The organism is Embleya sp. NPDC055664 (genome assembly GCF_053618075.1).
This window is the reverse complement of the sequence record NZ_JBSHGZ010000055.1, coordinates 26,309-39,799: the sequence shown is the minus strand read 5'-3', so window position 1 is coordinate 39,799 and position 13,491 is coordinate 26,309. Positions and strand designations below refer to the sequence as shown.

Genomic DNA, 13,491 nt, shown 5'->3' with positions numbered 1-13,491 from the left:
CGGGCCGTGTGCGGGACGCGTTCCGCTCACCTCGCGGACATCCCTCGGACACTCCCTGCGACCGGCCGAGACGGTCTCGGTGACCGGCTCGGCGGGTGCGGGTCGGCGCCGTGGATGCTCCCGGTGACCACCCCGGATGCGTCCGGTGACCGGCGGGATCCGGCCGTCCGGGGGCGTGAGCGGACGTTCATCCGCCGGAAACACTCGTGCGGCAAGCGTCACGTCGGCGAAACACGGGGCGCCACGGCGTGAAACCTCACACCCCGAAGCTCCTTCCCATGAGCTCCCGGAGGTCGGCCGGGGCCACGGAGAAGAGAGGCAGAGTATGGACACGGGTAACACCGCATTCGTACTCCTGAGCGCCGCACTGGTGATGCTCATGACGCCCGGGCTGGCGTTCTTCTACGGCGGCATGGTCCGCGTGAAGAGCGTCCTGAACATGTTGATGATGAGCTTCATCTGCCTGGCTGTCGTGACGGTGCTGTGGGTGCTCTACGGGTTTTCCATGACGTTCTCCACGGACGCCTTCGGCGGAGTGGTGGGCAATCTCGACTGGTACGGCATGCGCGACATCGGAGTCGCGGAACTGTGGGACGGCTACACGATCCCGGTCACGGTGTTCGCGGCCTTCCAGCTGATGTTCGCGATCATCACCCCCGCGCTGATCAGCGGCGCCGTCGCGGACCGTACCAAGTTCACCGCCTGGGCCCTGTTCGTCGCGTTCTGGGTCACCCTGGTCTACTTCCCCGTCGCGCACTGGGTCTGGGCCGCGGACGGCTGGTTGTTCGAGAAGGGCGTGATCGACTTCGCCGGCGGCACCGCCGTACACATCAACGCGGGCATCGCGGCACTGGCCCTGGTCCTGGTGATCGGCAAGCGGGTCGGCTTCAAGCGCGATCCGATGCGCCCGCACAACCTGCCGCTGGTGATGATCGGCGCCGGGCTGCTGTGGTTCGGCTGGTTCGGCTTCAACGCCGGCTCCTGGCTGGCCGCCGACGGCGTCACCGGACGGGCCCTGATCAACACCCAGATCGCCACCGCGGCGGCGATGCTCGGCTGGCTGTTCCTGGAGAAGATCCGCGACGGACACCTGACCACCCTCGGCGCCGCGTCCGGCGCGGTGGCCGGCCTGGTCGCGATCACCCCCGCGTGCGGCGCGCTCAGCCCGCTCGGCTCGATCGCGCTCGGCGTGGTCGCGGGCGCGGTCTGCGCGTGGGCGGTGGGCCTGAAGTACCGGCTCGGCTACGACGATTCGCTCGACGTGGTCGGCGTGCACCTGGTCGGCGGCATCATCGGCTCGCTCGCCCCCGGCCTGCTGGCCACCGGCCACGTCCAGAGCGACGCGAAGGGCCTGTTCTACGGTGGGGGCTTCGACCAGCTGGGCAAGCAGCTGATCGGCGTCGGTGCCGTCCTCGGTTACTCCTTCGTGGTCACGTACATCCTGGGCACGGTCATTCACAAGACCATCGGCTTCCGGGTGTCCGAGGACGACGAGGTGGCCGGCATCGACCGGGTCGAGCACGCCGAGACCGGGTACGACTTCGCCGCTCTCGGCGGTTCCACCCGACCGACGGCGGGCATCGGCACCGCTACCGGCGCGGGTGCCGCGGCACCCGCCGACACGAAGGTGGATGCGTGAAGCTCATCACGGCGGTGATCAAGCCGCACCGGCTCGACGACGTCAAGAACGCCCTCCAGGCGTTCGGCGTGCACGGCCTCACCGTGACCGAGGCGAGCGGCTACGGCCGGCAGCGCGGCCACACCGAGGTCTACCGGGGCGCCGAGTACCAGGTCGACCTCGTGCCCAAGGTGCGCATCGAGGTGCTCGCCGACGACGAGGACGCCGAGGAACTGCTCGAAGTCCTGGTCAAGGCCGCCCGCACCGGCAAGATCGGCGACGGCAAGGCATGGATCGTCCCCGTGGACAGCGTGGTCCGGGTCCGCACCGGCGAACGCGGCCCGGAAGCCCTGTAGGACCCGATGGCCGGTCCCGCCCCGAAGCGCGTGTTCGGGGACGGGTCCGGCCATCGGCCTTTTCGGGTCGAGCGCGGCGCGCGCCGATGCCCGTGAACGAGGGAGCAGTCACCATGGAACCGACCGCCGGCTCGCGCTACACCCGAGCCCGGGACGACCTCCTGGCCGATCCGGCCGGGCCCGCCGGCGCCGCCCGCCGGCAGGCGCTCTGCGCACTGACCGACCGCTGGCTGACCGAATTGTTCACCACCGCCGGCGCCCCGTCGCAAGGCGTGGCCCTGGTCGCCGTCGGCGGCTACGGCCGCCGGGAGTTGTCCCCGGGCAGTGACCTCGACGTGGTCCTGCTGCACGACGGCCGCGCCGGCGTCGCCGAACTCGCCGAGGCGATCTGGTACCCGGTCTGGGACGCGGGCATCGCCCTCGACCACTCGGTGCGCACCCCCGACGAGGCCCGCCGGGCCGCCGCCGACGACCTGCGGGTACAGACCGGCCTGCTCGACATCCGGCACATCGCCGGCGACCCCGAACCCACCGCCGCGCTGCGCACGTCGATGTTCACCGCGTGGCGCGCCGCAGCGGTCAAGCGGCTGCCCGAACTGCAGCGGGCCGGCCGCGAGCGCGCGGAACGCCACGGCGAGGTCGCCTTCCTGCTCGAACCCGACCTCAAGGAGGCCCGCGGCGGGCTGCGCGACGCCACCGCGCTGCGCGCGATCTCCGCCTCCTGGATCGCGGACGCCCCGCACGAGGAGGTGGACGCCGCCCGCGCCACGCTGCTCGACGTGCGCGACGCGCTGCACCTGGTCACCGGGCGCGGCGCGGACCGGCTGCTGCTCCAGGAACAGGACGCGGTGGCCCGCCGGCTCGGCCTGCTCGACGCGGACACCCTCCTGCGCCGGGTCTCCGAGGCGGCCCGGGCGCTGGCCTACGCCGGCGACGTGACCTGGCGCGAGGTCTCCCGGGTGCTGGCCGCGCGCGAGGCGGGCGCGGGGCTGCGCCGGTTGCGCCGGGCGCGCGCCGGGGTGTCCGCCCGTACGCCGCTGGCCGAGGGCGTGGTCGAGCACGCCGGCGAGGTGGTGCTCGCCCAGGCCGCCCGGCCCGCCCGGGACCCGGTCCTGCTGCTGCGCGCCGCGGCCGCCGCGGCCCGGGCCGGGTTGCCGCTGTCCCGGCACACCGTGGACCGGCTGGCGAACGAGTGCCCGCCGCCGAGCGATCCGTGGCCGGCCGACGCGCGCGAGGCGTTCGTGGCGCTGATCGGCGCCGGGCGCGACGCGCTGCCGGTCTGGGAGGCGCTGGAGTCGCGGCGGCTGATCACCCGGTTGTTGCCGGACTGGGAGCGGGTGCGCTGCCGGCCGCAGCGCAACGCCGTCCACCGCTTCACCGTCGACCGGCACCTGATCGAGACCGCGGTCGAGGCCGCCGCGCACACCCGCCGGGTGGCCCGGCCCGACCTGCTCCTGGTGGCCGCGCTGCTGCACGACATCGGCAAGGGCTGGCCCGGCGACCACAGCGTCAGCGGCGAGGTGATCGCGCGCGAGGCGGCCACGCGGATGGGCTTCGCCAAGGACGACGTGGACGTGATCGGCACACTGGTGCGCCGACACCTGCTCCTGGTGGACACCGCGACCCGGCGTGACTTGGACGACCCGACCACCGTGGCGGCGTTCGCCGAGGCGGTGGGCAGCGTGGAAACCCTCGAACTGCTCCACGCGCTCACCGAGGCCGACGCCGCCGCCACCGGACCCGCCGCGTGGAGCGACTGGCGGGACGCCCTGGTCCGGGACCTCGTCGCCCGGACCAGGGCGGTGTTCGCCGGCCGCCCGGCACCGGAGGCGCTCGCGCTGCCGGCCGAGCGCATCGTGCTCGCCGAGGTCTCCGGCGACCTGCCGGTGGTGCGCCTGGAGCCGCTGCCGTTCGGCGCCGAGGTGACCATCGCCGCCGCCGACCGGGTCGGCCTGCTGGCGCTGGCGGCGGGCGTGCTCGCGCTGCACCGGCTCACCGTGCGTTCGGCCGCGATCGACGTGGTCGACGCGCTCGGCGTCACGGTATGGACGGTGGAGACCGAGTTCGGCCGGCTGCCCGACCCGGCGGCGCTGCGCGAGGACGTGCGCAAGGCCCTGGACGGCGGCCTCGACGTGGCCGCCCGGCTGGCCAAACGCGAGGCCGCCTACCCGCCCCGGCGCGGCGCCTCGCGCGCCCCCGCCCGGGTCGAGGTGATCCCCGACGCGTCCGCGACCGCGACGGTCCTGGAGGTACGCGCGCCCGACAGCCCCGGCCTGCTGCACCGCATCGGCCAGGCCCTGGCCGATGCGCACGTCAGCGTCCGGCAGGCCCGGGTGGGTACCCACGGCGCGGACGCGGTGGACGCCTTCTACGTGGTCGCCCCCGACGGTGCGCCGCTGGCCGCCGCCCAGGCCCGCGGCCTGGCCAGGACCCTGGAGAAGGCGCTGGCGCCGTGACCGATCGGGCCCGCCGCCGGCGGAACCGGGACGCGTGCCCCCGTCACGACCGCTCGGTGGGCGGTTAGGCTGGGCCCGACACCACCCGTATCTGACGAAGGACCTCTGCCGACGTGTTCGACACTCTCTCCGACCGCCTCGCAGCGACCTTCAAGAACCTTCGCGGCAAGGGGCGGCTCTCCGAAGCCGACATCGACGCCACCGCCCGCGAGATCCGGGTCGCCCTCCTCGAGGCCGACGTGGCGCTCCCGGTGGTCCGCGAGTTCATCGCCCGGGTCAAGGAACGCGCCCGCGGCGCCGAGGTGTCGGGCGCGCTCAACCCGGCCCAGCAGATCGTCAAGATCGTCAACGAGGAACTGGTCGGGATCCTCGGCGGCGAGACCCGCCGGCTGCGCTTCGCCAAGACCGGCCCCACGGTGATCATGCTCGCCGGCCTCCAGGGCGCGGGCAAGACCACGCTCGCGGGCAAGCTGGGCAAGTGGCTCAAGGCGCAGAAGCACCAGCCGCTCCTGGTCGCCTGCGACCTCCAGCGCCCGAACGCGGTCAACCAGCTCTCCGTGGTCGCCGAGCGCGCGGGCGTCGCGGTCTACGCGCCCGAGCCCGGCAACGGCGTGGGCGACCCGGTCAAGGTGGCCCGCGACTCGATCGAGTTCGCCAAGACCAAGCAGTACGACGTCGTCGTCGTCGACACCGCCGGCCGGCTCGGCATCGACGCCGAGATGATGCAGCAGGCCGCCGACATCCGCGACGCGGTCAAGCCGGACGAGATCCTGTTCGTCGTCGACGCGATGATCGGCCAGGACGCGGTGGTCACCGCGCAGGCGTTCCTCGACGGCGTCGGCTTCGACGGCGTGGTGCTCTCCAAGCTCGACGGCGACGCGCGCGGTGGTGCGGCCCTGTCGGTCGCCTCGGTGACCGGCCGGCAGGTCATGTTCGCCTCCAGCGGGGAAAAGCTCGAGGACTTCGACGCGTTCCACCCCGACCGGATGGCCTCGCGCATCCTGGGCATGGGCGACATGCTCAGCCTGATCGAGATCGCCGAGGCCAAATACGACCAGGACCTCGCGCTCAAGGCCGCGGAGAAGCTGCACGGCGGCGGCAACAACTTCACCCTGGAGGACTTCCTCCAGCAGATGGAGCAGGTCAAGAAGCTCGGCTCGATCTCGAAGCTGCTCGGCATGCTGCCCGGCATGGGCGCGATGAAGGACCAGATCGACAACATCGACGACCGCGACCTGGACCGGGTTGCGGCGATCATCAAGTCGATGACGCCGGCCGAGCGGGCCGACGTGAAGATCCTCAACGGCTCGCGTCGGGCGCGCATCGCCAAGGGCGCCGGCACCGAGGTCAACGCGGTCAACAACCTGATCGAGCGGTTCGTCGAGGCCCGCAAGATGATGGGCCAGATGGCCAAGGGCGGCGGCATGCCGGGGATGCCCGGCATCCCGGGCATGGGCGGCGCCGGCAAGAAGAAGGGCAAGGCGCCCAAGCAGGCCAAGGGCAAGCGCCAGTCGGGCAACCCGATGAAGCGCAAGCAGGAGGCGGCGGCCGAGGCGGCGCGGCGCGAAGAGCGCGCCGCCAACCCGTTCGGGCTGCCGGCCGGAAACGGCGCGGGCGGCGGCGCGGCCGACTTCGAACTGCCCGACGAGTTCAAGAACTTCCTGCCGCCGGGGCAGAAGTAGCGGCGGGGCACAGGCGGGCGGGGGCCGCGACGTGGGCGAACCACGTCGCGGCACACCCCCAGGTGCGGTCCCGACCCGCTGGGACGACGAGGCGAGGATGGAGATGACGGGGGCCATGGACCTGTACACCGTGCCCGGGAGCCGGGTGGGCGTACGACCGCCGACCGGGACCGACGCGGCCGCCTCCGCCGAGGCGATCCGCCGCTCCGAGCACATCTCCCACTGGAACCCGGCCGACCCGAACGACCTGCCGGACCTGATCCGCCGCCAGGGCGACACCTTCCGCACGTTTTTGGTGATCGACCTCGCCGAGCGCGGCCTGGCCGGCCGGATCAACGTCTCGAACATCGTGCGGGCGCGCTTTTGCAACGCGACGCTCGGCTACGACGCCTACACGCCCTACGCGGGCACCGGGCGGATGACCGAGGCGCTGGCCCTGGTGATCGATCGGGTGTTCGCCGCGGACGGCCTCGCGCTGCACCGCCTGGAGATCAACGTGCAGCCCGGCAACGACGCCTCGATCGCGCTCGCGCGCCGGATGGGTTTTCGCTACGAGGGCTTCACCCCGCGCATGTTGTTCATCAACGACGCCTGGCGCGACCACGAGCGCTTCGCGCTGACCGCCGAGGAGTGGCCGGGCGCGGAGAAGACCATTCTTCCCTCGTAGGGCCGGACATGGCAGGCTGCCCGCCCATGACGTACGAGGTCGAGCCTGCCGTTCATCCAGAACTCGCCGCGCACACCGCGCACTTCGCCAAGCGCGTATACACCGTGGCCGGACACGTGCACGTCGCCGTGGGCTGGTCCTCGGCCAACGCCGCGGTGATCGAGGGCCCCGAGGGACTGGTGGTGGTCGACACCGGCAGCGGGGCGGACCTGGCCGCGGTGATCGAGGCCGAACTGCGACCGCAACTGCGCGACCCCCGGGCCCCGGTGCGGGCCGTGGTGGTCACCCACCACCACCCCGACCATGTGAACGGGCTGAGCCACTGGGCCGCGACGCCCGACGTGGACGTGTACGCGCACCGGACCTTCCTGGCCGCGCTCACCGACCAGTCCGGGCCCACGCTGCACATCATGGGCCTGCGCTCGGTGTACTCGCTCGGCAACCTCCTCGGCCCCTCGGACACCGAGGGCGTCAACGACGCGGTCGGCCCGCACGCCGGGGTGGGCACGCCGTCGTTCGTGATGCCCACCGTACTGGTGGGCGACGCGTTGGAGACCGAGGTCGCGGGGGTGCGGCTGCGGCTGTTCCACAATCCCGGCGAGACCGACGACGCGATCAGCGTGTACCTGCCGGACAGCGACGTGCTGCTGTGTGGCGACACCATTCAGGGACCGACCCTGCCCAACATCCACACCCTGCGCGGGTGCCGCTACCGCGACCCGATGCAGTGGGTGCGCAGCATCGACGCGCTGCGCGCACACGGGGCCGCGCACCTGATCCCCAGCCACGGGCAACCGGTGTCGGGGGCGGACCGGGTCGCCGAGGTGCTGGCCGTGGAGCGGGACTGCATCCAGTACATCCACGACCAGACCGTGCGCCGGATGAACGAGGGGCTGACCCCGGACGAGTTGGCCGAGACGATCGAACTGCCCGAACACCTGGCCTCGTACGCGCCGTACGCGCGGGAGTACTACGGCACCGTCAAGCACACCGTGCGGCAGATCTTCTTCGGCTACCTCGGTTGGTTCGGCGGCGATCCGGTGGACCTGGATCCGCTGCCCCGGGCCGAACACGCGCGCCGGACGGTGGCCCTGATGGGCGGCCGGGAGCGGGTGCTCGGCGCGGCGACCGAGGCGTACGAGGCGGGCGAGTACCAGTGGGCGGCCGAGCTGGCCACCCACCTGACCCGGATCGACCGCGAGGACACGGACGCGCGCGCCGTCAAGGCCGCCGCGTTTCGCCGACTCGGCTATGCCCAGCTCAACGTCAACTGGCGCAACTGGTACCTGACCAGCGCGGACGAGCTGGAGGACCGGATCCAGCCGATCCTGCCGCTGATCAACTTCGCCGCGGTCTTCGCGCCCAGGGACCTGGTCGCCCGGATCCCGGCGGCGTGGCTGATCGAGCTGTACACCACCCGGCTGCGCGCGGAGGAGGCGCTGGAGGTGGACACCGTGCTCGGCTGGCGGGTGCTCGGCGGTGTGCACGGCGAGGAGGAGGTGGCGCTGCACATCCATCGCGGCGTGGCCCGCTTCCTGCGGGAGATCCCGGCGGACGCCGCCGTGGTGCTCGAACTGCCGCGCGAGACCGTGGAGTCGCTGCATCTGGGCCGGACCGATCTGCGCGGCGCGCTGGCCGGCGGGGACGCCCGGGCGATCCGGGGCGGCGCGGCGGAGGCGGCGGCCCTGCTCGACCTGTTCGACCCGCTCCAGCCGCGCAGGCCCACCGAGTTGACGCTGCGCTGACCCCCGCACGACGAGCGCCCCCGCCGGGTGTGTTCGGCGGGGGCGCTCGGGGTTCACGCGAGGGGGTCAGCTCGCGTCGAGGACCAGCTTGCGTACGTACTCGACCGCCTCGGCGACCGGGACCAGGGCCTTCTCGCCGCTCGCGCGCGAGACGATCTCCACGTTGCCCTCGGCCAGGCTGCGGGCGCCGACGGTCACCCGGAACGGGATGCCGACCAGTTCGATGTCCTTGAACTTCACCCCGGGGCGCTCGGCGCGGTCGTCCAGGATCGTGTCCACCCGCTGCCGCTGCAGTTCCGCGTAGATCTTCTCGGCGGTGGTGCGCGACTTCTCGTCCTCGACGTCGAGCAGCGCGACCGCGACCTCGAACGGCGCCACCGCGACCGGCCACACGATGCCGTTCTTGTCGTGATGCGTCTCGACCATCGCGGCCATCGCGCGCTCGACGCCGATGCCGTAGCTGCCCATGACCGGGGTGATCCGCTCACCGTCCGCGCCGAGCACGTTCACCCCGAGCACATTGGTGTACTTGTCGCCGAGCTTGAAGATGTGGCCGATCTCGACCGTCTGCTCGACCTCCAGGCCGGTGCCGCACTTCGGGCACGGCTCGCCGGCCACCACCTCGCGCAGGTCCACCCAGCGACCCACCGCGATGTCGCGCTCGACGTCCACGCCGCGCACGTGCATCTTGTCCACGTTGGCGCCGGTGACCATGTCCCGGCGACCGCGCAGCGCCTCGTCGGCCAGGATCGGCAGGTCGGTCACGCCGACCCCACCCAGGCTGCCCGGGTACGCGCCGAGCGCGGCCTTGATCTCGTCCGGCGTGGCCGGGCGCACGTCGTTGGAGCCGGTGGTGTCGATCAGCTTCTGCTCGACCAGCGCGTGGTCCCCGCGCAGCAGGGCCAGCGTGAGCTGCCCGCCGACCATGTAGACCAGCGTCTTGATCTGCCGGTCGGCCGCGACGCCGTGAGCCCTGGTCAGGTTCTCGATGGTCTTGACGCCGGGGGTGTCGAACCGCTCCGGCGCGTCGAGCCCCGGACCGTCCTCGATCGCCGCGAGCGTGGACGTGGCCTTCTCGACGTTGGCCGCGTAGTCGCAGTTCGGACAGTGCACGACGAGGTCCTCGCCGGCCGCCGACGGGCACATGAACTCGGTCGAGCCGCTGCCGCCCATGGTGCCGCTGGACGCCTGCACCGCGATGGCGGGGATGTTCAGCCGCTGGAAGATGCGGACGTACGCCTGCCGGTGCGCCTCGAACGAACGGTCCAGTCCCTCGGCGTCCAGATCGAAGCTGTACGAGTCCTTCATGGTGAACTCGCGCACCCGGATCAGGCCGCTCTTGGGCCTCGGCTCGTCCCGGAACTTGGTCTGGAACTGGTACCAGGTCTGCGGCAGGTCGCGGTAGGAGCTGAGTTCGAGCGCGAGGGTCGTGAAGATCTCCTCGTGCGTCATGCCCAGGGCCAGGTCGGTGCCCTTGCGGTCCTTGAGCCGGAACATCTCGTCGCCCATGACCTCCCAGCGACCGCTCTTCTGCCAGATCTCGGCCGGATGCATGGTCGGCAGGATCATCTCCTGCGCGCCGATCCGGTCCATCTCCTCGCGGATGATCTGCACGACCTTCGCGCGCACCCGCACCGCGAGCGGCAGCAGCGAATAGTGGCCGGCCATCAGCTGCCGGATGTAGCCCGCGCGCACGAGCAGACGGTGGCTGACCGCGTCGGCGTCGGCGGGGTCCTGACGGAGAGTGGGTACGTACAGTTCGGACCAACGCATGAGACCGTGGCGACCTAACGACTAGGGGGAAGGGCGTGCGACCTGCATTCTAAAAGCCGCGCGAGGCTCGACCGCCCGGGTTTTCCCTCGGTCCTCGCCCCGGCTTTGGTCGGCGCCCGGAAGTCTGGCAGAATGGCGAGCTGAGTACCCGGGGCATTGCCGGACCCTCTCTCCGCATGCTTACCGTGTCCACGATCAGCCGAGCCTCATGTCCCCACGTGAACGCCGGCTGTTCACCCACGTCAAGATGCAGGAGACACCACTCTCGTGGCAGTCAAGATCAAGCTGAAGCGCCTGGGCAAGATCCGTTCGCCCCACTACCGCATCGTCGTCGCCGACGCCCGCACCAAGCGTGACGGTCGGGCGATCGAGGAGATCGGTATCTACCACCCGATGGAGAACCCCTCGCGTATCGAGGTCGACTCCGAGCGTGCGCTCTACTGGCTGGGCGTCGGCGCGCAGCCGACCGAGCCCGTCGCGCACATCCTCAAGCTGACCGGCGACTGGCAGAAGTACAAGGGCGAGCCGGCCCCGGCCCCGCTCCTGGTCGCCGCGGAGAAGGCCGACAAGAAGTCGCTCTTCGAGGCCGCCGCCCGCGAGGCGATGGACGAGCCCAAGGACGGCGCCACCACGCCGAAGGCCAAGAAGGAGAAGAAGGTCGAGGCCGCCGCCGAGACCGAGACTCCGGCCGCCGAGGGCGAAGCCGCCGCCGAGACCGCCGCTAACGAGGGCTGACCGTGCTCGAGGAAGCCCTCGAACACTTGGTCAAGGGCATCGTCGAGCATCCGGACGAGGTCAAGGTACGGGCGCGTAATCTTCGCCGCGGCCGCATTCTCGAGGTCCGGGTCCACCCCGAAGACCTCGGGAAGGTCATCGGGCGAGGTGGCCGCACCGCGCGTGCGCTGCGTACCGTCGTGACCGCGCTCGGCGGCCGGGGAGTCCGCGTCGACCTCGTCGACGTCGACCAGGTTCGCTGACGTACCCGGACATCACGTCCAACCGGGAGCTGCCCGGCGGAGTCACATCCGCCGGGCAGCTTCTTGGCATTTCCGGTGCTCGGCGGTCGGGCCGTCGGGTCCAGTCGGGTTTCAGGGTTTCCAGGCAGAGATTGAGGAGTCGCAGGTGCAGCTTGTGGTCGGCCGTATCGGCAAGGCACACGGCATCAAGGGCCAGGTGACCGTCGAGGTCCGTACCGACGAGCCCGAACTGCGGCTCGCGCCCGGAGCGGTGCTGATGACCGACCCGCCGTCGGTGGGTCCGCTGACCATCGCCGACGGTCGGGTGCACAGCGGTCGACTGCTGCTGAGCATCGAGGGCGTGACCACCCGCAGCGGCGCCGAGGCGCTGCGCAACACGCTGCTGATCGCCGAGATCGACCCGGACGAACTCCCCGAGGACCCCGAGGAGTTCTACGACCATCAGCTGATCGGCCTGGACGTGGTCACCGCCGACGGCGAGGCGGTCGGCGAGATCACCGAGGTGGCCCACCTGCCCTCGCAGGACCTGCTCATGGTCCGCCGGGCGGACGGGCGCGAGGTGATGATCCCGTTCGTGCAGCAGATCGTCCCCGAGATCGACCTGGAGAACCAGCGCGCGGTGATCACCCCGCCGCCGGGGCTGCTCGACGCGGAGGACGCGGTGCTCGCGGTGCCGGATCCGGCGGAGGGCGACACGTCCGAGGACCCGTCGTGAGGATCGACGTCGTCACCATCTTTCCCGAATACCTGGCCCCGCTGGACGTCTCGCTGGTCGGCAAGGCGTGCGCCAAGGGCCTGCTGGACGTGCACCTGCACCAGCTCCGGGACTGGACGTACGACGTGCACAAGACCGTCGACGACACCCCGTACGGCGGCGGCCCCGGCATGGTGATGAAGCCCGAGCCGTGGGGGCTCGCGCTGGACGCCGTGCTGGAGCAGGGCGAGAGCGCGGCGGCCCCGGTGCCCCGGATGATCGTGCCCACGCCGTCGGGCCGGCCGTTCACCCAGGACCTCGCGGTCGAACTGGCCGAGGAGCCGTGGCTGCTGTTCGCGCCCGCCCGATACGAGGGCATCGACCGGCGGGTCCTGGACGAGGCGGCGACCCGGATGCGGGTGGACGAGGTGTCCATCGGCGACTACGTGCTCGCGGGCGGCGAGGTGGCCGTGCTGGTCATCGTCGAGGCGGTGGCGCGGCTGCTGCCGGGAGTGCTGGGCAACGCGGAATCACACCGGGACGACTCGTTCGCGCCGGGCGCGATGGCCAACCTCCTGGAGGGGCCGGTGTACACCAAGCCCGCCGAGTGGCGCGGGCGCGAGGTGCCGCCGATCACGGTGTCCGGGAACCACGGCGCGATCGCCCGCTGGCGACGGGACGAGGCGCTGCGCCGGACGTCGGCGCACCGGCCCGATCTGATCGGCCGGATCGACCCCGCGGCGGTGGACAAGAAGGACCGGGCGCTGCTCGCCGAGCTGGGCTGGGTCGAGCGGGACGGGCGGTTTCATCGGGCCGACCCACCTGTGGCAGACTGAGACGCTGTTGCCATGTCCCGATCCGGACCGGGTTCCCCGGGAGCCGGACGGCACCCCTGCCACAGGGGGAGCGCCATTCGGGACCGGCGACCCCCCTTTCGTAACCACGAATCCCCGTGGGTGACCTGTGGCACCCCCGAGAAAGCGACGCGAGATGAACAAGCTCGACCACATCGATGCCGCATCCCTGCGGGACGACGTCCCGGACTTCCGCCCCGGTGACACCCTCAAGGTGCACGTGCGCGTCATCGAAGGCAACAAGTCCCGCGTCCAGGTCTTCCAGGGCTTCGTGCTGCGTCGCCAGGGCGACGGCGTCCGCGAGACCTTCACGGTCCGCAAGGTCAGCTACGGCGTCGGCGTGGAGCGCACCTTCCCGGTGCACACCCCGGTGATCGAGAAGATCGAGCTGGTCACCCGCGGCGCCGTGCGTCGCGCGAAGCTCTACTACATGCGTGACCTGCGCGGCAAGGCCGCGAAGATCAAGGAGAAGCGCTCGGACCGTCCGACGCGCTGACCCGTGCGCCACACCCGGGGTGCCTCGCCCATGGCGAGCCGACCCGGACGCTAGGCTCGTTCGTGATGGACGACGCAGAGCAGAGCAGAGGCCGTGCCTCCACGGCGGAGGAATCCGCCGGTACCTCGTCCACCGAGGTCGTGGAGGCGCGGCCTTCGCGTGTCCCGGGACGG

At 71.7% G+C, this 13,491-nt stretch carries 12 protein-coding genes; 11 read left to right on the top strand and 1 reads right to left on the bottom strand.

Annotated elements, in window-relative coordinates:
- Window positions 1-325: 325 nt before the first annotated feature.
- From ACWGR4_RS45305 to ACWGR4_RS45280, 6 genes are all read left to right on the top strand, one after another.
- A complete protein-coding gene (locus ACWGR4_RS45305) occupies window positions 326-1,639 on the top strand; it encodes an ammonium transporter (protein ID WP_379995275.1) in 1,314 nt (437 codons plus the stop codon).
- Window positions 1,636-1,974 (top strand): P-II family nitrogen regulator, encoded by a 339-nt coding sequence (locus ACWGR4_RS45300; RefSeq protein ID WP_078975244.1) that lies wholly within the window; start codon window positions 1,636-1,638, stop codon window positions 1,972-1,974. Before ACWGR4_RS45305 ends, ACWGR4_RS45300 begins: the two co-directional genes overlap by 4 nt.
- A gap of 113 nt (window positions 1,975-2,087) precedes the next feature.
- Window positions 2,088-4,430, top strand: coding sequence for a [protein-PII] uridylyltransferase (locus tag ACWGR4_RS45295; protein ID WP_452131069.1), 2,343 nt, complete (start codon window positions 2,088-2,090; stop codon window positions 4,428-4,430).
- A 113-nt stretch (window positions 4,431-4,543) separates the two neighbouring features.
- A complete protein-coding gene (gene ffh / locus ACWGR4_RS45290; RefSeq protein WP_395788080.1) occupies window positions 4,544-6,112 on the top strand; it encodes a signal recognition particle protein in 1,569 nt (522 codons plus the stop codon).
- Window positions 6,113-6,215: 103 nt separating this feature from the next.
- Window positions 6,216-6,779: a GNAT family N-acetyltransferase gene (locus ACWGR4_RS45285; protein ID WP_379995281.1), complete on the top strand. Its 564-nt coding sequence runs from the start codon at window positions 6,216-6,218 to the stop codon at window positions 6,777-6,779.
- 26 nt (window positions 6,780-6,805) lie between these two features.
- A complete protein-coding gene (locus ACWGR4_RS45280) occupies window positions 6,806-8,524 on the top strand; it encodes an alkyl sulfatase dimerization domain-containing protein (RefSeq protein ID WP_379995283.1) in 1,719 nt (572 codons plus the stop codon).
- Window positions 8,525-8,590: 66 nt separating this feature from the next.
- Here the strand turns inward: ACWGR4_RS45280 and ACWGR4_RS45275 are convergent, their stop codons facing one another.
- A complete protein-coding gene (locus ACWGR4_RS45275; RefSeq protein WP_452131070.1) occupies window positions 8,591-10,297 on the bottom strand; it encodes a proline--tRNA ligase in 1,707 nt (568 codons plus the stop codon).
- 267 nt (window positions 10,298-10,564) lie between these two features.
- Between ACWGR4_RS45275 and rpsP the strand changes: the two genes are divergently transcribed.
- The 5 genes from rpsP (at window position 10,565) to rplS (ending at window position 13,318) form a co-directional block, all read left to right on the top strand.
- A complete protein-coding gene (gene rpsP / locus ACWGR4_RS45270) occupies window positions 10,565-11,032 on the top strand; it encodes a 30S ribosomal protein S16 (protein WP_078975239.1) in 468 nt (155 codons plus the stop codon).
- A gap of 2 nt (window positions 11,033-11,034) precedes the next feature.
- On the top strand, window positions 11,035-11,274 hold the full coding sequence (locus ACWGR4_RS45265; RefSeq protein WP_020553237.1) for an RNA-binding protein: 240 nt from the start codon (window positions 11,035-11,037) through the stop codon (window positions 11,272-11,274).
- 145 nt (window positions 11,275-11,419) lie between these two features.
- Window positions 11,420-11,989, top strand: a complete 570-nt coding sequence (gene rimM / locus ACWGR4_RS45260; RefSeq protein ID WP_379995288.1) for a ribosome maturation factor RimM — start codon at window positions 11,420-11,422, stop codon at window positions 11,987-11,989.
- A complete protein-coding gene (trmD, locus tag ACWGR4_RS45255; RefSeq protein WP_379995290.1) occupies window positions 11,986-12,804 on the top strand; it encodes a tRNA (guanosine(37)-N1)-methyltransferase TrmD in 819 nt (272 codons plus the stop codon). Before rimM ends, trmD begins: the two co-directional genes overlap by 4 nt.
- Window positions 12,805-12,958: 154 nt before the next feature.
- Window positions 12,959-13,318 carry a 50S ribosomal protein L19 gene (rplS, locus tag ACWGR4_RS45250; protein ID WP_078975236.1) on the top strand — a complete coding sequence of 120 codons (360 nt, stop codon included), beginning with the start codon at window positions 12,959-12,961 and terminating at the stop codon, window positions 13,316-13,318.
- Window positions 13,319-13,491: the final 173 nt, after the last annotated feature.